17 protein-coding genes are annotated in these 19387 nt (G+C 69.9%); 9 read left to right on the plus strand and 8 right to left on the minus strand.

The window, feature by feature from the left end; genetic code table 11:
* Position 1 precedes the first annotated feature (1 nt).
* Positions 2-763 carry an osmolarity response regulator transcription factor OmpR gene (ompR, locus tag Tchl_RS13440; protein WP_075148857.1) on the minus strand — a complete coding sequence of 254 codons (762 nt, stop codon included), beginning with the start codon at positions 761-763 and terminating at the stop codon, positions 2-4.
* 354 nt (positions 764-1117) lie between these two features.
* On the opposite strand from ompR, the gene Tchl_RS13445 reads away from it, so the two are divergent.
* From Tchl_RS13445 to Tchl_RS13460, 4 genes are read left to right on the plus strand one after another with little or no spacing between them, the layout of a single operon-like run.
* On the plus strand, positions 1118-1378 hold the full coding sequence (locus tag Tchl_RS13445) for a hypothetical protein (RefSeq protein ID WP_157110117.1): 261 nt from the start codon (positions 1118-1120) through the stop codon (positions 1376-1378).
* 42 nt (positions 1379-1420) lie between these two features.
* Positions 1421-2113, plus strand: a complete 693-nt coding sequence (tsaB, locus tag Tchl_RS13450) for a tRNA (adenosine(37)-N6)-threonylcarbamoyltransferase complex dimerization subunit type 1 TsaB (RefSeq protein ID WP_075148859.1) — start codon at positions 1421-1423, stop codon at positions 2111-2113.
* Entirely contained in the window at positions 2113-2577 is a 465-nt protein-coding gene (gene rimI / locus Tchl_RS13455; protein ID WP_075148860.1) for a ribosomal protein S18-alanine N-acetyltransferase, read from the plus strand. The genes tsaB and rimI overlap by 1 nt, the downstream gene beginning before the upstream one ends.
* Positions 2574-3512, plus strand: a complete 939-nt coding sequence (locus Tchl_RS13460) for a uracil-DNA glycosylase (protein ID WP_408646108.1) — start codon at positions 2574-2576, stop codon at positions 3510-3512. The genes rimI and Tchl_RS13460 overlap by 4 nt, the downstream gene beginning before the upstream one ends.
* A gap of 113 nt (positions 3513-3625) precedes the next feature.
* Here Tchl_RS13460 and lplT read toward each other — a convergent pair whose 3' ends face one another.
* The gene (lplT, locus tag Tchl_RS13465; protein WP_075148861.1) at positions 3626-4879 is read right to left on the minus strand and encodes a lysophospholipid transporter LplT; all 1254 of its coding nucleotides are present in this window, start codon (positions 4877-4879) and stop codon (positions 3626-3628) included.
* 217 nt (positions 4880-5096) lie between these two features.
* On the opposite strand from lplT, the gene Tchl_RS13470 reads away from it, so the two are divergent.
* The 3 genes from Tchl_RS13470 (at position 5097) to Tchl_RS13480 (ending at position 9580) form a co-directional block, all read left to right on the plus strand.
* Positions 5097-6017 (plus strand): LysR family transcriptional regulator, encoded by a 921-nt coding sequence (locus Tchl_RS13470; protein ID WP_075148862.1) that lies wholly within the window; start codon positions 5097-5099, stop codon positions 6015-6017.
* An 8-nt stretch (positions 6018-6025) separates the two neighbouring features.
* A complete protein-coding gene (radA, locus tag Tchl_RS13475) occupies positions 6026-7429 on the plus strand; it encodes a DNA repair protein RadA (protein ID WP_075148863.1) in 1404 nt (467 codons plus the stop codon).
* Positions 7430-7609: 180 nt separating this feature from the next.
* Positions 7610-9580, plus strand: coding sequence for a chorismate-binding protein (locus tag Tchl_RS13480; protein ID WP_075148864.1), 1971 nt, complete (start codon positions 7610-7612; stop codon positions 9578-9580).
* Positions 9581-9627: 47 nt separating this feature from the next.
* On the opposite strand, the gene Tchl_RS13485 is transcribed toward Tchl_RS13480, so the two are convergent.
* The 6 genes from Tchl_RS13485 to Tchl_RS13510 form a co-directional block, all read right to left on the minus strand.
* Positions 9628-10077 carry a hydrogenase maturation protease gene (locus Tchl_RS13485; RefSeq protein WP_075148865.1) on the minus strand — a complete coding sequence of 150 codons (450 nt, stop codon included), beginning with the start codon at positions 10075-10077 and terminating at the stop codon, positions 9628-9630.
* Between the two features lie 79 nt (positions 10078-10156).
* On the minus strand, positions 10157-11629 hold the full coding sequence (locus Tchl_RS13490) for a Ni/Fe hydrogenase subunit alpha (protein WP_075148866.1): 1473 nt from the start codon (positions 11627-11629) through the stop codon (positions 10157-10159).
* An 80-nt stretch (positions 11630-11709) separates the two neighbouring features.
* A complete protein-coding gene (locus tag Tchl_RS13495; RefSeq protein WP_075148867.1) occupies positions 11710-12252 on the minus strand; it encodes an NADH-quinone oxidoreductase subunit B family protein in 543 nt (180 codons plus the stop codon).
* Complete coding sequence (locus Tchl_RS13500; RefSeq protein WP_075148868.1) at positions 12249-12968, minus strand: 2Fe-2S iron-sulfur cluster-binding protein; 720 nt, start codon at positions 12966-12968, stop codon at positions 12249-12251. Before Tchl_RS13500 ends, Tchl_RS13495 begins: the two co-directional genes overlap by 4 nt.
* Positions 12965-14770, minus strand: a complete 1806-nt coding sequence (locus Tchl_RS13505; RefSeq protein ID WP_075148869.1) for an NAD(P)H-dependent oxidoreductase subunit E — start codon at positions 14768-14770, stop codon at positions 12965-12967. Before Tchl_RS13505 ends, Tchl_RS13500 begins: the two co-directional genes overlap by 4 nt.
* On the minus strand, positions 14767-16047 hold the full coding sequence (locus Tchl_RS13510; protein ID WP_075148870.1) for an MFS transporter: 1281 nt from the start codon (positions 16045-16047) through the stop codon (positions 14767-14769). The genes Tchl_RS13505 and Tchl_RS13510 overlap by 4 nt, the downstream gene beginning before the upstream one ends.
* A 290-nt stretch (positions 16048-16337) precedes the next feature.
* Here Tchl_RS13510 and Tchl_RS13515 point away from each other — a divergent pair, with 290 nt between their 5' ends.
* Complete coding sequence (locus Tchl_RS13515; protein WP_075148871.1) at positions 16338-18029, plus strand: ABC1 kinase family protein; 1692 nt, start codon at positions 16338-16340, stop codon at positions 18027-18029.
* A gap of 160 nt (positions 18030-18189) precedes the next feature.
* Entirely contained in the window at positions 18190-19245 is a 1056-nt protein-coding gene (locus Tchl_RS13520) for an AI-2E family transporter (protein WP_075148872.1), read from the plus strand.
* Positions 19246-19387 lie beyond the last annotated feature (142 nt).

Here is a 19387-nt window from a genome sequence, read left to right on the forward strand (position 1 = left end):
TTCAGTCGCCGGTCGCCACCGGCTCCTGGCCACCGTTCGCCGCACGCGGGTCTTCAGGCACGAATACGTAGCCGAAGCCCCATACGGTCTGGATGTAGCGCGGCTTGGCGGGGTCGTCTTCCACCAGCTTGCGCAGGCGCGAGACCTGGACGTCGATGGCGCGATCGAACACGCCGTATTCGCGCCCGCGCGCCAGTTCCATCAACTTGTCGCGCGACAGCGGCTGGCGTGGATGGGTGAGCAGCACCTTGAGCAGGGAAAACTCCCCTGTGGTGAGCTGGATTTCTTCCCCGCCGCGGGTCAGGGTGCGCGTACCCAGGTTCACCGCCACCTGGCCGAAGCTGACGATCTCGTCCTCGGGCGTCGGTGCCCCGGGCAGGGTCTGCGGCTGGCGCCGCATCACCGCCTGGATGCGGGCGACGAGTTCGCGCGGATTGAACGGCTTGGCGATGTAGTCGTCCGCTCCCATCTCGAGCCCGACAATGCGGTCGACGTCGTCGCCCTTGGCGGTGAGCATGATGATCGGGATGGGATTGTCCGCCGCCCGCAACCTGCGGCAGATGGTCAGTCCGTCTTCGCCCGGCAGCATCAGATCGAGCACGATCAGGTCGAAATGTTCGCGGTGCAGGGCGCGATCCATCAGCGGCGCTTCGCCAACCGCCTTGACGCTGAACCCTTGTTCCTGAAGGTAGCGCGACAGCAGTTCGCGCAGGCGTGCGTCGTCATCGACGACGAGGATCCGATAGCGTGTTTTCTGATTCATGGCGAGAATCCTACCCTTGCTCCCGCAGCCTTTCCAGCGCTCCGCAGCAAACACGATGCGGGTCGTGGGTAACGCTTCGTAAGAGCGCCGGCCGGAAGCAATATCGACTTACAAAGCGGACTTCCACGGGCCCTCGGGGACTACCCACGAAATCCGTATTGCCGTATGTTCGGGAACAACTTCGGAGGTCTCCCGCGCCCCGTGTCCTTTCCACCAGCGTTCTTTCCACCTTGTCCGGCCTGATCCAGCGCCTTGTGCGTTCCCTCTTCTGAAGTTTCCCTTGCCGCCATGTCTGCCCCTGCCGCCTCCGCCCGCTCGCCTTCCGTGCCCCTCCTGGGAGGGATGCTCGCCGCAGTGTTCGCCACCTTCGTCGCGATCGCGCCGGCACACGCTGAGCCATCGGGGCGGGAGAGCCCGCACGCGGAGATCGAAACCTCGGCCCACCCGTCGCGGGCCGGCGATTTGCGCCATGTGCTGAATTCGGGCAGGGAGATCGAAGCGGCACCGCGGAGCCGGCGCCCGAGCAAGGACGAGCGCGAAGCGCTGCATCGCGATCTGCGCAGCGCCATGCAGGACGTTTACGGTGAACCGCCGCGCGCACGCGGCCGGCGCTGAACGGGCTGCGAATCCACGCCGAGCCGGTAGAATACCGGCACCATGAAAGTACTCGCGATCGAAACCGCCTGCGAACAGGGCAGCGTAGCCCTGCTCTACGAGGGCGAACTGCTGTCGCGCCGCATCGAAGGGGCGAAAAACCATTCCGCAGCGGTGCTGCGCGATATCCGCGAACTGCTGGGCGAGGCCGGCCTGGTGCCGGCGCAGCTCGACGCGGTTGCCTTCGGCGCCGGGCCGGGCGCGTTTACCGGCCTGCGCCTGGCTTGCGGCGTGGCCCAGGGGCTTGCGCTGGGGGCTGGTCTGGGGGTCGCAGCCATCTGCAGCCTGCAGGCGCTTGCGCTGCAGATCGAGGCGGCGCGCGTGTTCGTCGCCACCGACGCCCGCATGGGCGAGGTCTATCACGCAGCCTTTGTGCGCGACGCCGAAAACGAGCCCCAAGCGGTGACCGGGATCCGCTGCTGCGCCCCCGGGGAGGTCGTGCTCCCCCCCGGGCGCTGGAATGCGGCCGGATCGGCATTCGCGGCATGGCCGGAAGCCTTGCGCCAGCGTTTTGACGACCGCCTCGATACCTGTCTGCCATTGCTGCTGCCCGATGCCGCCGAAGTGGCCCGCCTCGCCGTGCGCAGGGTGGAGCAAGGCGCCTTGCTCGCCCCCGAACATGCTGCGCCCCTTTATGTGCGCGACAAGGTCGCCCTGACCACCGCCGAACGGCTCGCCCGCGGAGGCCGCGCCTGATGACGCTGTCGCAGGCGGTGTTGCGGCCGATGCGGGGCGAGGATCTCGACTGGGTCTGCGCGCGCGAAACCGAGCTCCACGCCTTCCCGTGGACGCGGGGCAATTTCAACGATTCGCTGGCGGCCGGCCACGAGCTGTGGGTCTGGGGGGCGGAGCATGGCCCGGATCCGGCGCCGCTCGGTTATGCAGTGGTGCGGCGCGCGGCCGACGAAGCCGAGTTGCTCGACATCGGCGTGGCGCATCACGCCCAGGGCCGGGGAGTGGGGCGCGCGCTGCTCGCACGTCTGATCGATCATGCGCGCGAACATGGCGCGACCCAGTTCTTTCTCGAGGTGCGGCCGTCGAATGCCGCCGCGCTCGCCCTCTACCGCAGCGCCGGCTTCGAGGCGGTTGGCCGCCGGCGCGGCTATTACCCTGCCGCTCAAGGGCGCGAGGACGCCCTGGTGATGAGGCTGGCACTGTGATCGCCGGGCGGGCGCCTTCGCGCCGTGCCGCGGTGCTGCGCGAGATGGGGCTGGGGCCGCTGTGGCGGCTGCGCACGCACGGCACGCCGCGGCCTGAAGAGGGTGCAGGCGAGGGGATGGACGCGAGAACTGGGGAGAGGACCGGCGACAGGGCAGGTGAAGCCTTCCCCGACGCGGCGGCGCTGGTGGCGGAGGCGACTCATGCGCTCGCGGCGGGGGCGTCCACGCCGCAGCCCGGCACCGCTTCGTCCGCAACCCTCGCCCCAGTCCTGCCCCCGCAACAGCATGCTCCGCAGCGCCGGAGGGCGCCGGCCGTGGCCGGCGAAGCCTCTCCCCACGCCGACTCCACGCGCAATGCGCGCATCGCCACGCTGGGGTGGGACGCGCTCGAAGAGGACATCCGCCAGTGCCGTGCCTGCGTGCTGTGCGAACGGCGCCGGCAGGCCGTGCCCGGCGTCGGTGATCGACAGGCGCGCTGGATGCTGGTCGGGGAGGGGCCAGGGGCCGAAGAGGACCAGCGCGGCGAACCTTTCGTCGGCCAGGCCGGTCGCCTGCTCGACAACATGCTGGCGGCGCTCGGCCTGCGGCGGGGAGAGGATGTCTATATCGGTAATGCGGTGAAGTGCCGCCCGCCGCACAACCGCACCCCGGAGGGCGCCGAACTGGCCGCCTGCCGGCCTTACCTGGAGCGCCAGATCGCCCTGGTCCAGCCACGCCTCCTGGTGGCGCTCGGGCGCCCGGCGGCGCAGGCCCTGCTCGATCGGGAAATCGCCATTTCGGCCGCGCGCGGCAAGCTCTTCGATCATGCCGGCGTGCCGGTGGTGGTCACCTATCACCCCGCCTACCTGCTGCGCAACCCGCGCGACAAGGCCAAGGCCTGGGAAGACCTGTGCTTCGCGCGCCGGTTCATGGCGGGTACGGCGGCGAACGGCTGATTCGCGGCGGCGGGGTCTCTTTCTGCCGGCTTCTCAAGAAAACACAGGGCCGCCCCAAGTTTTCTTGTCCCCCTCGGGGGGGTGGAAACGGCAAAGCCGTGTCCTGGGGGCGCTCAATGCGTGGAGTGTTCGTCGAGCAGGGCGACGTCGTCGAATTCGCGCTGGTTGGCTTCGTGGCGACGCTTGATCGCCAGCATCGTACCGGCCACGAAGAGGCCGAACAGACCGATGACGATGTCGATCGACAGGCCGGCCATGAGCAGCAGCGCGTAGGTGCCGGTCATCACCAGGATGGACAGGTTCTCGTTGAAGTTCTGCACCGCGATCGAATGGCCCGCCCCCATCAGGATGTGGCCGCGATGCTGCAGCAAGGCGTTCATCGGCACCACGAAGAAACCCGCCAGTCCGCCGACCAGTACCATCAGCGCCATCGCCATCCACGCTTCGGTGATGCCCACCATCGCGATCACGCCCACGCCCATCGCGATGCCGAGCGGGATCACCCGCACCGCGCGGCGCAGCGAGATGTAGCGCGCCGCGAGCACCGAGCCGGCGGCGACGCCCAGCGCGACCACCCCCTGCAGCATCGACGCCTGCGACAGGTTCATCCCCAGGCTGTGCTCCGCCCACTTGATCACGATGAACTGGAGCGTGGCGCCCGCCCCCCAGAACAGGGTGGTCACCGCCAGCGAGATCTGGCCGAGCTTGTCGCGCCACAGCAGGCGCAGACAGTGGTTGAAGTCGTGGATCAGGTACAGCGGGTTGCTCTTGAGCGGCTTGTGATCGACCCCGGTGTCGGGGATGTAGGCATTGAAGGCCGCGGCGATCAGATACAACGTGCCGATGACCAGCACGGCTGCTTCGAACGCCGTATCGGCGAGAGGCAGCTCCAGCGCCATCAGCGCATCGCCGACGTCGTTGCGGATCATCGCTCCCCCCATCATCGTGCCGATAATGATCGCCGCCACGGTGAGGCCTTCGATCCAGCCGTTGGCCAGCACCAGCAGGCGGTGCGGCAGGTACTCGGTGAGGATGCCGTATTTGGCCGGTGAATAGGCGGCCGCGCCGAGACCGATGACCGCGTAGGCGAACAGGGGGTGGGTGCCGAGAAAGAGCATCAGGCAGCCGCCGATCTTGATCGTGTTGCTGATCAGCATCACCCGCCATTTCGGCATCGAGTCGGCAAACGCACCGACGAAGGCAGCCAGGCCGACGTAGGACAAGGTGAAGAAAAGCTTCAGCAGCGGCTCGTACTCGGACGGCGCGGCCATGTCGCGCAGCAAGGCGATGGCGACGATCAGCAAGGCATTGTCGGCGAGCGCGGAAAAAAACTGCGCAGCCATGATGATGTAAAAGCCTAGCGGCATCGTCCAGGATCCGGAGTATGGCAACTCGAGTTCGGAGGCCGGTTTATATCATGAAGCCGTGCTCGCGGTGATTGACTGCGCGCAAGAGCGCTGCAGGAGAATCCGGCCGCGCCACGTCGTTACCCGGATGAGATATTCACGGAGCCGGGTTGACGGGATCGCGCAAAGCGTAAGTTTTGTGCTTTAATTGGCAATAAATCATACTTATCCACACCAAATGGCAGATCGTAGACTTCAGGTGTTCCACGCGGTGGCCAAGCATGGGTCATTCACCCGCGCCGCCGAGCACCTTCACATGACCCAACCGGCGGTCACGTTCCAGATCAAGCAGCTCGAAGAGCATTTCGACACCCGCCTGCTCGACCGCGGCCACGGCAAGATCACCCTGACCACGGCCGGCGAGCTCGTGCTGGCCTACGCCGAACGGATCCTCGGGCTGTCGGCCGAGCTCGACTCGCGCGTCTCCGAACTGACCGACGAGCTCGCCGGCCAGATCAAGATCGGCACCAGCACGACCATCGCCGCCTACTGGCTGCCGCAGATCCTGGAAGGCTTCAAGCGGCGCTACCCGCGCGTCCTGCCGCGGGTGCTGGTCGGTACCTCCAAGCTCACCGAAGACCGCGTCGCGGCGCGGGAACTCGACATCGGCCTGATCGAGATCGCCACCGAGCAGCATGCGATCGAGCGCCACAGTGCGGCGCGTGACGAACTCCTGGTGATCTGCCGCCCCGACCATCCGCTGGCGCGGTTCGAGCGCCTGAGCGCGAAGGATCTGGTCGGATATCCCTTCATCGACCGCGACCCCGGGAACGGCATCCGCCAGATCGCCGACGAGTTCTTCGAGACGGCCGGGATCGCCGGCAGCGAGATCACGCTGTGCGCCGAACTGGGCAGCCTGGCCGCAATCAAGCAGCTGGCCGCGGCCGGGCTGGGATTCGCGATCGCGTCCCGGCGCGCGATCCGGCGCGACGTCGAAGAAGGACGCCTGGCCGCGGTGCCGCTCGAGCCGCGTACTTATACGCCGCTCGAAGTGATCGTCCCGCGCGACAAGTTCCGCTCGCGCCTGATCACCGCCTTCGCCGACTACGCCTGCGAACAGTTCGCCCTCATCGCCGAGCAGGAAGAGCGCGAGCAGTAAGGCTGCCCATGGCCAAACCCAAGAGCGCCTTCGTGTGCACCGAGTGCGGTGCGCAGGCCCTGCGCTGGCAGGGCCAGTGCCCGCAGTGCCAGGCCTGGAACACACTGGTGGAGACGCTGCTGGAGCCCGCCACACCTGCCGCCGGCAGCCGTTTTGCCGCGCTCGCCGGGGTCTCCGGCCGCCTGCAGCCCCTTGCCGCGCTGGCGCCGCGCGAAGAACCGCGCCAGCCCACCGGGCTGGACGAGTTCGACCGCGTGCTCGGCGGCGGCCTGGTCGCCGGTGGGGTCGTGCTGATCGGCGGCGACCCCGGGATCGGCAAGTCCACGCTGCTGCTGCAGGCACTTTCCAACCTCGCCGGCCTGCCCGCTACCGACGGCGGCAGCCCGGCGGACGGCGGCGTGGTCTATGTCAGCGGCGAGGAATCGGGCGAGCAGGTCGCATTGCGCGCCCAACGCCTGCAGCTGCCGCCATCGACGCTGCAGATGCTGGCCGAGATCAACCTCGAGCGCATCCTGCACAGCCTGCGTGAAGCCCGCCCCCGGGTTGCGGTCATCGATTCCATTCAAACCGTTTATTCCGAAGCTCTGCAATCGGCCCCCGGTTCCGTCGCCCAGGTGCGCGAATGCGCGGCCCAGCTCACCCGCTTCGCCAAGCAAAGCGGCACCAGCCTGATCCTGGTCGGCCACGTCACCAAGGACGGCACGCTCGCCGGGCCGCGCGTGCTCGAACACATCGTCGACACCGTGTTGTATTTCGAAGGCGACTCCCATTCGAGCTTCCGCCTGATCCGCGCATTCAAGAACCGCTTCGGCGCGGTCAACGAGCTGGGCGTGTTCGCGATGACCGAGCGCGGCCTGCGCGGCGTCTCCAACCCTTCGGCGCTCTTCCTGTCGCAGCACTCGCAGCAGGTCGCCGGCAGCTGCGTGCTGGTGACGCAGGAAGGCACGCGTCCGCTGCTGGTCGAGATCCAGGCCCTCGTCGACAGCGCACAAAGCCCCAACCCGCGCCGCCTGTCGGTCGGCCTCGAGCCGACCCGGCTGGCGATGCTGCTCGCGGTCATGCACCGCCATGCGGGGATCGTCTGCTTCGACCAGGACGTGTTCGTCAACGCCGTCGGCGGGGTCAAGATCGCCGAACCGGCAGCCGACCTGGCGATCCTGTTCGCGATCCACTCTTCGCTGCGCGACCGCCCGCTGCGCCGCGGCCTGGCGGTGTTCGGCGAAGTCGGCCTCGCCGGTGAAATCCGTCCCGCGCCGCGCGGCCAGGACCGTCTGCGGGAAGCCGCCAAGCTCGGCTTCGACACCGCCATCGTGCCGCGCGCCAATGCCCCCAAGCAGGCGATCGAAGGCCTCCGCGTGATCGCCGTGGAGCGTGTCGACGAGGCGCTCGAGCAGCTGCGCACGCTCGACTAGCATGGCCCCCGGCGCCTGCCGGAAGCCGGGTGCGGAGCCTTCCGCGCACGCGCCGGCACAGTCGATCGTGAAGGCGGAGCCCCTGCCGCGCGGGACGCCGGGATGCGCGGGGCCGCGCCGTGTTGTGCGCCCGCCCGCCAGGCCTTAGACTCGCCGCCCCGTCGATCGGCATCGTTTCGCATGTCTGCGCCTGCGCCCACCTCCGGCTGTTTCGCCCTCCTCGATGATTGTCACGCCAGCCCGGCACAGCCGAGCAGCCGCCTGTATACCGGCTTCGTCCGGGAGCGGCGTTGCACCGACCCCGTTGCCCTCGAAGAAGTCTGGGCCGGGGTCGCGGGCGACATGACCGCCGGCCTGCACGCAGTGCTCGTCGTGGATTACGACTGGGGCCGTGCGCTGGAGCGGCACACGGGCGCATCCTCCGCTCCGCCTCTGTCGCGATCGCCGGAGGGGACGGGAGCGCAGGCGGGCCATCAGGCGCCGGCCGCATCTGCCGGAGCCCTGCGCGTGCTGCTGTTCGCTGGCTGCAGGTCGCTGACGCAGGCCGAAGTCGACGCCTGGCTCGCCGCCCAGGAGGCCGCCGCGACCGGCGCCTGCACACAGACCGGGCCGGGCGCGGCAGGGACGCTGGCGCTGCAGCCGGGCATCGACCGGGCGGCGTTCGACGCGGCGTTCGCCCGCATCCACCGCGCCATCGAAGCCGGCGAGACTTATCAGCTCAACTACACGTACCAGTTCGGGGTCCGCGCCTTCGGTGCACCGGCCAGCCTGTATCGCCGCCTGCGCAGCCGCCAGCCGGTGGCGTATGGAGCGTGGATCGCCCTTCCTGACGAGGTCCCATTTCCGCCCTCCGGGGCGGGCGCTGCCGGGAGCGCGCAGCCGCTGCGCCACATCCTGTCGTGCTCCCCCGAGCTTTTCGTGCGCCATGCCGGCGGGCGCCTGCTGGCCCGGCCGATGAAGGGCACGGCGGCGCGCGGCGGTGATGCCGAGGCGGACGCACGGGCGGCCCGCAGCCTTGCCGCCGACTCCAAGAACCGCGCCGAAAATCTGATGATCGTCGATCTGCTGCGCAACGACATCGGGCGGATCGCGTGCACCGGCTCGGTGACCGTGCCCGCCCTGTTCGACGTCGAGCGCTATGCCACGGTGCTGCAGATGACCTCGTCCATCGAGGCCGCGCTGCCTGCCGACACCGGCTTCCCGGCCGTGCTGCGCGCGCTGTTTCCCTGCGGTTCGATCACCGGCGCGCCGAAGCGGCGCACGATGGAGCTGATCGACGCCCTCGAAACCGGCCCGCGCGGGCTGTACACCGGCAGCATCGGCTGGATCGAGCCGCCGCCGCCGGGCCGCGCCTGCGGCGATTTCTGCCTCTCGGTGGCGATCCGCACGCTGTGCCTGGGCGAGGCGCAGGCCGACGGTCTGCGACCCGGCCAGCTCGGCGTCGGTGCCGGGATCACCATCGACAGCCGCGCCGCCGACGAATTCGACGAGTGCCGGCTGAAGGCGCGCTTCCTCTCCGCTCTCGACCCCGGCTTCAGCCTGTTCGAGACGATGCGGGTCTCGCCCGCCGGCGAGATCCCCCTGCTCGACCCGCACCTCGCCCGGCTGGAGTCAAGCGCCGCGGCGTTCGGCTTTGCTTTCAACCGCGCGGCGATCCTGCACGCGCTCGCTGCCCGCAGCAGCGCCGACCCGGCGGGGCAGCCGATGCGTCTGCGTCTGGCGCTGTTCAAGGACGGGCGCAGCGAGATCGTGCTCGCCCCGCTCGAAGAGCTGCCGCCGGGGCCGGTCGGGGTGCGGCTCAGTGAACTGCCGATCGATGGGCGCGACTTCTTCCTGCGCCACAAGACCAGCCTGCGTGCCCGCTACGACGCCGCGGTGGCGCAGGGGGCGTTCGACGTGCTGTTCCACAACCACGACGGCGAGCTCACCGAAGGCGGGCGCAGCAACGTCTTCGTGTGCATCGACGGCGAGTGGCGGACGCCGCCGCTGCAGGCCGGGGTGCTGCCGGGGGTGATGCGCGCGCGCCTGCTCGCCGATCCGCGCTGGCAGGCGCGGGAAGCGCCGCTGCGCGTGGCCGACCTCGAGCGCGCGCAGCGGATCGTGCTGTGCAATGCGTTGCGCGGGCCGCTACCGGCGGTGCTGCGACGCTGAAACAGCGCGTGCGGGAGGGGCCGCGGGCGCCTTCCCGGGCGAGGGCTTCAGGCCGGCTGCGCGAGCCAGCGTCGCGCCCAGCCCAGGGCCGCATCGAGATGGGTCAGGGCCTCGTCCCCCGGGGGCTGGCCGAGTTCCCACTGGCGGCCGGCGATCGCCAGCAGCCAGGCGGGCGGCGGCGGGCCTTCGAGCTCGCGGTACACCGCGAGCAGGGTCGCGGGCGACAGCGCGTGCGAGGTGAAGCCGAAGCCGGCCGCGGCCGCCGGCGCCAGCGGTGACACGGCAAAAGGCGCGGTGGCGTCGACCGTGGCGTCGACGAACAGCACGCGGCTGCGGTTGCGCAGGTCGAGCACATGCTCCACCTGGAGCTGGAAGTCGGTCAGGCATTCCACTCCCACCAGCCCCATCGCCTCGACTGCTTCGGCGAACCGCGGCCCGAGGGCATCGTCGCCGCGGCTCGGGTTGCCCCAGGCGAAGACCAGCGTGGGCGCGTTCACCGGACCGCCCCCTGGCTACTATGCGCGCGCCTTCCCGGGGGCGATGGGGGTTTCCCTTCGGGCGGCCGTGCGGGCGCGCTCATGCCGGGGCGCGCAGCCTGCGTTCGAGTTCGGTGCCGCCGGCGTCGACCAGCACCACTTCGAGCGGCATCTTGCCGAGCGCGTGGGTGGCGCACGACAGGCAGGGGTCGAAGGCGCGGATCGCCACCTCGATGTGATTGAGCAGTCCCTCGGTGAGCGTGCGGCCGTCGAAGTACTGGCGGGCCACTTCGCGCACCGCGGTGTTCATCGCCTGGTTGTTGTGGGTGGTCGAGACGATCAGGTTGGCCATGCTGACAAGATCGTCGTCGCCGACTTCGTAGTGGTGGATCAGGGTGCCGCGCGGCGCCTCGATGACGCCGACGCCGCTGCGCCGGCGCGCGCCGCTCGTGACCAGCTCGCCGCCTTCGAGCGCATCGTCGTGCAACAGGGTTTCGATCGTCTCGGCGGCGAACAGCATTTCGATCATCCGCGCCCAGTGGTAGGCGAGCGGGGCGTGGATCGGCGCGCCGTCGCCGTGGGCGAGAAATTCGCCGCGCTCGGCTTCGGCGAGCGGGGTCGGGATGCGGTCGCAGACCTGCAGCCGGGCGAGCGGGCCGACCTTGTACCAGCCGTGCTCGGGGCCGAGCGCGCCGAGGTAGGGAAACTTCATGTAGGTCCAGGGCTTGACCGCCTCGGTGATCAGGCTGGCGTAGTCCTGGACATCGACCTGGTCGTACAGCATCGCGCCGTCGGCGTCGCGCACGCGCAGCGCTCCGTGGTAGAGGTCGAGGCTGCCGTCGGCGGCGACCTGGCCCATGAAGCCGGAGCGGAAGTGGCCGAAGCGGTCGTAGAGCGCCGGGTCGCTGCGGTGCAGGCGCTTCACCAGCGCCACCGCCTCGCGGCTCCAGGCGATGACCTGGCCGAGGTCGCGGCGCAGCTCGGCGCGCTCGGCCGCGCTCAGCGCGCGGTTGACTCCGCCCGGCACCGAACCCGTGCCATGGACGCGCTTGCCGGCGGTGAGGCGGATGACTTCCTGGCCGTACTTGCGCAGCAGGATGCCTTTGCGGGCGATGTCCGGATAACGCTCGAGCACGCCGACGAGGTTGCGCCGCCCGGCGTCGGCGTCGAAGCCGAACAGCAGGTCAGGCGAGGACAGGTGGAAGAAGTGCAGCGCGTGCGACTGCAGGATCTGGCCGTAGTGCATCAGCCGGCGCATGGCTTCGGCGGTGGGCGTGAGGTGCTCGGCGCCGAGCACGCGGTCGAGTGCCTTGCTCGCCGCAAGGTGGTGCGAGACCGGACAGATCCCGCACAGGCGCTGCACCAGCACCGGCACTTCCCAGTACGGCCGGCCCTCGATGAAGGCTTCGAAGCCGCGGAATTCGACGATGTGCAGGCGCGCCTGATGGACGCGGCCCTGTTCGTCGAGAAGCAGGGTGACCTTGCCATGGCCTTCGACCCGCGACACCGGATCGATGGCGACGCGGCGCAGGGTTTCGGGCGGGACGGCAGCGGTTTCGAGGTCGGGGCGCATGGTCGTGGCGAAGAGTCGGGTTGCAGGCGAGGGGGCGGGCGGCACGGTTCGGGTGTTGCGCCGTCGGCCGCGGCGCGACCTCAGTCGTAGCGCAGCAGCGGACCGTCGAGCCGGGGCGGACGGCCGGCGATCAGGGCGCCGAGAAACTCGCGGAAGGCGTCGGCCGAGGGCGGGCAGCCGGGCAGGAAGTGGTCGACATGGACGAGCTCGTGCACCGGGCGGACCTTGTCGAGCAGCAGCGGCAGTTCGGGATCGTCGGGAATCGTGCTGCCCGCGGCGAGGCCGCGGCCGTCGCGGTAGACCTGGTGCAGGATCGCGCCCAGCGCGAGGTGGTTGCGCTGCGCCGGCAGGCCGCCGTTGATCGCGCAGGCGCCGACCGCGACCAGTACCTTGCACTGGCGGCGGAATTCGTGCAGCATATGGATGTTCTCGGCGTTGCACAGCCCGCCTTCGATGAGGCCGAGGTCGCAGGGACCGCAGTGCTTGAGATCGGTCAGCGGCGAGCGGTCGAATTCGATGTGTTCGAGCAATTCGAGCAGATCCTCGTCGATGTCGAGCAAGGACATGTGGCAGCCGAAGCAGCCGGCCAGCGAGACCGTGGCGACCCGCAGCTTTGCGCTCATTGTCCTTTCTCCACCGCTGCGGCGGCGCCGGTGCCGCCGCCGGCCTGTTCGAGGTCGCAGGTGCGCGCACCGATCGGAACCGCGAAGCCCACCCGTTTGTGCAGGATCGCCCCCACCGGGCACACGCTGGCGGCACGGTCGGAGGCCGCGAAAGCGGTGTCGGCGAGACGCCCGGAAGGGGCGCCGACCACCAGGTGGGCCTGTACGCCGCGGCCGGCGATGGCGAACACGTCCTTGCCGTCGAGGTCACGGCTGGCGCGCACGCACAACTCGCACAGGATGCAGCGGTTGAAGTCGATCAGCACGTCGGGGTGGGAGGCGTCGAGCGGACGGTCGGGGTAGAAGTGCTCGAAGTGCGGATCGCGCATGCCGAGCCGGTAGGCGGTGCTCTGCAACAGGCAGTTGCCGCTCTTCTCGCACGCCGGGCAGAAGTGGTTGCCCTCGACGAACAGCAGCTGCAGTAGCGTGCGCCGGGTGGCGTCGAGCTCCGCACTGGCGTTTTCCACCTTCAGGCCGGCCGCCGCGAGCGTGGTGCAGGCCGCCACTTCACGCCCGCCGCAGCGCACGATGCACAGCCGGCACGAGCCATGGGCGCTGAAATCGGGATGCCAGCACAGGTGCGGAATGTACTTGCCCGCTGCGCTGGCGGCCTGGATCAGGGTCTGGCCGGGCGAGAACGGGATCGCCTCGCCGTCGAGGAAGAAGATGTCGCTCATCGCAGCGGTTCGTCGGGGATGGTGTCGGGATCTGGATGGAAGTGGGTTCGCGGGTCGTCGTGGCCGGTGGCCTGCCGTGCCGGCTCGAGTGCGGCGTCGAGGTCGAAAGCGGGAACGAAGCCGTCGGTGCGCAAGCGGCGGCTGAAGGCCGGGCGGAACTTGTCGACGATGTCGGTGAGCGCCCGCGCCGCCGTGCTGCCTAGGCCGCAATGGCTGGCGCTGCGCATCAGACAGTGCATCGCCGCGAGCTCGTCGAGGTCGTCGGCGGTGCCCCGGCCGGCAGCGATCCGGTCCATCCGGCGGCGGTTCACTGCGGTGCCGACACGGCACGGAGTGCAGAAGCCGCAGCTTTCGTGGGCAAAGAAATCGACGAAGGCGTGCGCGACTTCGAACAGGTCGCGGCCCTGGTCGAAGACCATGAAGGAGCCGCCGGTGGACACGTCCTCGAAGGCGATGCGGCGGCCGAACTCGGCCGCTGCCAGGCAATGGCCGGCGGCGCCGGCGATCTGCACCGCCTGCGTCGCCCGCGCACCGCAATCGGCCAGGACCTCGGCGACGGTGACGCCGAACGGATATTCGTAGATCCCCGGCCGATCGACGTCGCCCGACACCGACAGCAGCTTGGTGCCGCTCGACTGCGCGGTGCCCACGGCACGGAAGGCCTCGCCGCCGTGCACCGCGACGAGACAGGCGAGGGCGAGGGTTTCGACGTTGTTCACCGTGGTCGGCTGGTCGCGATAGCCGCGGCTCACTGGAAAGGGCGGGCGGATGCGCGGCCGGCCGGGGCGGCCTTCGAGCGACTCGAGCAGCGCCGATTCCTCGCCGCAGACATAGGCGCCGGCGCCGAGGTGGATCTCGATGTCGAAGTCGAAGCCGCGGCCGAGGATGTCCGTGCCGAGCAGGCCCTGGCGGCGACGCTCGGCGAGCAGCGCCTCGAGCGGGGCGAGCAGGTGGCGGTATTCGCCGCGCAGGTAGATGAAGCCGCGGCGCGCGCCGACGGCGTGGGCGGCGATGCCCATGCCGTCGATGACGAGCTGGGGGAAATCGCTCAGCAGCACGCGGTCCTTGAACGTGCCCGGCTCGCCTTCGTCGGCGTTGCACACCACGTAGTGCGCCTCGCCGGGCGCGGCGCGGCAGGCCCGCCACTTCGCCGCCGTCGGATAACCGGCGCCGCCGCGCCCGCGCAGGCGCGAAGCTTCGATCTCGGCCAGCAGGCCCTCGGGGCTGCGGGCGAGGGCGGCGGCCAGCGCCTCGCCGGGGGCGAGGCCGGCGCCGAGCAGGGCGTCGCGGCGGCGGAGGTTGGGCTCGATGCGGAACCACTCCGCCGGCCAGTCATCGACCGCGACCCCGCGCCGGATCAGTTCGGCCATCGGCGCCACGCGCTCGGGGCACATCCGTGACAGTGCGCGCTGGTTGACGAGCAGCGCCGGCCCCTGGTCGCACAGCCCGGTGCAGGAAGTGGTGCCGACGCGGACCCGGCCGTCCCCGGCGGGCAGGCCGGGGGCCAGCCCCAGTGCCCGGCACAGGGACGCAGCCAGCGCCGGGCCGCCCTGCATGCGGTCGGTGATGTTGTCCGCGAACAGGACGTCGTAGGCGGGCGCCGGGCCGGTGCGCAGCAGGCTGTAGAAGCTCGCGGTGGCCACAACCCGGGCCAGCGGCAGGGCGAGTGCGGAGGCGATCCGTTCGAGCAGGGCCGGCGGCAGGTGTCCGGCCCGCTCCTGCGCCTGGCGCAGGATCTGCAACAGCCGCCGCGGGTCGTGGCGGTTGGCGGCGAGAATCGGCTCGAGTTCGGCGTCGCTCATGGCCGTGGGGGCGTGGGCAGAATCCGCTCGGCCCGGCCCGCCGCATCCTGCGGTTTGCGGATCCGCCGGGCGATCAGCGAGGCCAGCACCAGGCCGGAGAGCGAAGCGGCCCCGGTGACGGCCCAGGTCCAGTGCCAGCCCCCGCTCAGCGCCGCCACCCAGGCGATCAGCGGTGGCCCGAGGAACTGGCCAGTCGAGGACCACTGCTGCATCCAGCCTACCGTCGCCGAGACCGTCCGCTCGCTCGGCGCCACCTGGACGGCGAGCGAGAACAGGGCGCCGGGAATCAGGCCGCCGATCGCCGAGAACAGCAGCACCGCCACGTAGCGCACGGCGAACAGCCCGTCGAACGCACTTCCGAACGCGACCACCGTCCCCAGCGCCATGGCGATGAATGCGCCGTGGAGGATCTGGCGGGCCTGGATGCCATGGTGGAGCAGGCGGCCGGCGGCGACATTGCCGACAACGTTCACCAGGCAGACGAGTGCGGTCAGCGCGCCGCCGAGTCCGCTGTCGAGCCCGGCCTGGTCGTAGATCGAGGGGAGAAAGCCGACCACCCCCAGCCACTGGCTGGAATACATCGCAAAGCACAGGGCGACCAGCCAGGGACCGCTGCTGCCGAGGGTCAGGCGCAGGCGCTGGCGCCAGTCGTCGGTGGCGGCCGCGGCCGCTGCTGCAGGCTCGGCTGGCACGGCGGCACGACGCGAGCGGTCCGAAGGCACGCTCCGCCACAGCCACAACGCCATGCCGAGCGATGAGGCGGCGAGCAGCCACCACCAGCCTTGCCAGCCCACCGCGGCCATCACCCACGGAGCGCAGAACAGGGCGAGCGCGGTGCCGATCCCCATGTAGCCGCCCCACATGCCCAGGTACAGCGCCAGCCGCTGCGGCGGTACCAGCGCGCGCAGCAGCGCCGGCGCGGGCAGCACCGTGAGCAGGAAGCCGAAGCCTTCGACTGCCCGCAGTCCGAGCAGCATCGGCGCATCCTGCGCCAGGCCTCCGGCCGCGCTCGCGAACGCGAGCACGCTCAGCCCGATCAACATGCTGCGCCGCAGGCCGAGCCCTTCGACGGCGATGCCGGCGAGCAGCCCCAGCGCCATCCCGGCGAACTGCACCAACGACAGCAGGAAGCCGGCCTGGAGCAAGGTGACGCCGAGCGCCTCGCGCAACACCGGAATCGCCGGCGGTAGCTTGCCGACATGCAGTGCGGCGCCGATGCCGACGAGGATCACGACGAGCGCGGGCGCCCCCTTCGGAAAAACCTGTGTTGCCTTCATTCTCGATGCGCCACGCCTGATCAACCGGGAAAGTCTAACAGTACCATCGGCACCGCCCCGGCGGCGCGCCCGAAGCTACGACGTTCGAATGATTTCGCCGGTATCGGGCAGAAAACGCAGGGACTGCAAACGCCGATCCTGTGGTCGTGACGGGAGGGGCAGTCGAGTATCATCGACCATGGGCGCAGGGCCCGGAGCCGGATCGCAGCATGGACCAGGAGGCCGAAAATGAGGTGTGACAGCAGCCCGCATGCGGGCCGGACGGACATCGCGCAGGAGCATCCCGGCTGATGCTCTGGCAAGCCATCGGTGCGGCGCGCGATCTTTCCCGTGCCCATGAAATCGCTTCCGTCCTGATCCATTACGGCTTCAGCGATCTGGTGCGGCGGGTCGGCCTGGGCAAGGTCCTCGAGCGCGCAGGCCGGGTGCTGCACTGGCGCACACCCGAGGAGTTCGCCCACCTCGAGCCGCCGGAGCGGGTCCGGCGCGCGCTCGAAGAGCTCGGCCCCACCTTCATCAAGCTCGGTCAGGTGCTCGCCACCCGCGTCGATCTCTTCGCGCCGGAATGGATCGCCGAGTTCGGCAAGCTGCAGGATGCCGCGCCGGCGGCAGCGTTCGATCACATCCGCGCCCAGCTCACAGAGGACCTCGGCCAGGCGCCGGAAGCCGTGTTCGCCGAGCTCGAAGCCGAGCCCCTGGCGGCGGCCTCGCTCGCCCAGGTCCATCGGGCGCGGCTCGCCGACGGGCGCACGGTCGTGCTCAAGGTGCGCCGCCCCGGCATCCGCCCGCGGGTCGAGGCCGACCTCCACCTCCTCGCCCGCCTGGCCGAGCTCCTCGAAGCCGAAGCTTCCGAGTTGCGCCGCTACCGGCCGCGCGAAGTGGTGCGCGAATTCACCCTGTCGTTGCGCCGCGAACTGGACTTCGCCGCCGAATGCCGCAACGCCGAGCGTATCGCGGCAAATTTCGCCGGCCACCCCGAAGTCGTCATTCCGGCGATCCACTGGAACTGGTGCGGCGAGCGCCTGAACGTCCAGGATTACGTCGCCGGCATCGCCGGGCGCAACCTCGCCGCGCTCGATGCCGCCGGCCTCGACCGCAAGCTGCTCGCCCGCCGCGGCGCCGCGGCGGTGCTCAAGATGATGCTCGAGGACGGCCTGTTCCATGCCGACCCGCACCAGGGCAACGTCTTCTACCTGGCGGGAAACCGCATCGCCTTCATCGACTTCGGCATGGTTGGGCGCCTCACCGAAGAACGCCGCCACGAAGTCGCGGTGATGCTGTTCGGGCTGGTGAGCGGCGACTCGGAAGCGGTTGCCGACGTGCTGCTCGAATGGCGTAGCGGCGACGAAGGCGACAGCGCCGCCGACCCCGAGCGCCTGCGCCGGGACATCGACGCCTTCGTCGATCAGTACAAGGGGGTGCCGCTCAAGCGCCTCGATCTCGGCGCGATGCTCTCCGACCTGATGAGCCTGCTACGTGAGCACGGCCTCGCCTTGCCGCCGGAGCTGTCGCTGCTGGTCAAGGCCTTCATCACCCTCGAAGGCATGGGGCGCCAGCTCGACCCGGATTTCGACATCGCCGCCGAAGCCCGACCGCTGCTGCAGCAGGTCCTGCTCGCGCACCGTTCACCGGCCGCTGCCGCCCGCCGTGGCTGGCGCAGCCTGGGCGACGCACTCGGACTGCTCGCCGGTCTGCCGCAGGACCTGGGCGGCCTGCTGCGCGCCGGGCGGCGCGGCAGGCTGCGGCTGCAGATCGACGTGGTGTCGCTCGCGCAGGCGGTCGACCAGCTCGACCGTGCGATCAGCCGCATGACCATCGGCATCGTCACCGCGGCGCTGATCATCGGCACCGCGATCCTGATGACGGTGGTACGCGACCCGGCGCTGGCCGGGCTGCGCACCTTTGGCCTGCTCGGCTTCCTCGGCACCGTGTTCGGCGGACTGTGGGTGCTGCTGTCGATCTGGCGCAGCGGCCGGCGCTAACCCGGACCCGCCCGGTGCGGGCTGGAGGCTCGGCCGTGGATGACAATGTGGTCGGCGTTGGGCATGATCCGGGCGATGCCGGCGCTGTCGGCGGGCAAGGTGGCGGAGGTATTGGGCAGGATTGCCGCTGCGTCCTCACGCTGCCGGGGGAGGGCAGAGCATGATCGATCAGGTCGCGGAAAGGATCGCCCGCCGGGTGATTCTCGGCCTCTTGCTGGGTGGACTGCTGGCCCTGGGCTACGCGGTGCTGCATCTTTTCATCGTCCCGGTGGCCTGGGCGGTGATCATCGCCTTCGCCACCTGGCCCCCCTACCGCCGCCTGCGCGCCCGAATGCCGCTGCGCCCGGGGTTGGCCGCGCTGATCATGACCCTGCTGCTGACCGCGGCCTTCGTCCTGCCCGCCCTGTGGCTGGTGATGCTGATGCGCAGCGAGGTGGGGGTGGTGATCGCAGCGGCAACCGAGCTCCTCAAGCAGGATGCGCCCCCGTTGCCGGATTTCATCCGCACGCTGCCGTGGCTGGGCGATTTCCTCCAGGGCTTGATCGGCCAGATCGCCGGCGATCCCGAAGCCTTCCGCGGGCAGGTGAGCGAGTGGGTCAGGCAGGGGGCCGACCGGGCGGTGGCCCTGATCGGCGATGTCGGGCGCAACGCGGCCAAGTTCGGCTTTGCCCTGATCACGGTGTTTTTCCTCTATCGGGATGGCGACCGGGTCCTGGTGCAGGTTCATCGCGTGCTGCACCGCTTCCTGGGCGTGCGCGTTGATCCCTACCTGGCGGCCGTCGGCGGGATGACGAAGGCGGTGGTGTGGGGGTTGGTGATCACTGCGCTGGCGCAGGGCCTGGTCGCCGGCCTCGGCTACTGGTGGGCCGGGCTGCAGGCGCCGGTACTGCTCGGTGCGGTCACCGCGCTGATCGCGATGGTTCCGTTCGGGGCGCCCCTGGTCTGGGGGTCGGCCAGCCTCTGGCTGCTGGCCGAGGGCGACATGCTGGGCGGGATCGGGCTGCTGCTGTGGGGCGCCCTGGTCGTGAGCTGGGTGGACAACCTGGTCCGTCCGCTCGTCATCAGCAATGCCACCCGGATTCCGTTCCTGCTGGTGATGTTTGGGGTCCTCGGCGGGCTCGCCGCCTTCGGCCTGGTCGGCCTGTTCCTCGGCCCCGTCGTTCTCGCGGTGTTGATGGCGGTATGGCGGGAATGGATCGAGGAAGCCGAGCTGTAGCTCGTTAAGGTGCCGTTAATATAAAGTTAAGCATATGTATATAAAAGGAAAAGTCGTCCAGGCGTAAGCCCCCTGTAAGCCTTCCGGCATAACGTGCGCCGCACCGGGCCTTGCCCGTTCCGTTCGTCGACGCAGGAGGGAG

Source organism: Thauera chlorobenzoica, assembly GCF_001922305.1.
Taxonomy (GTDB): Bacteria; Pseudomonadota; Gammaproteobacteria; order Burkholderiales; family Rhodocyclaceae; genus Thauera; species Thauera chlorobenzoica.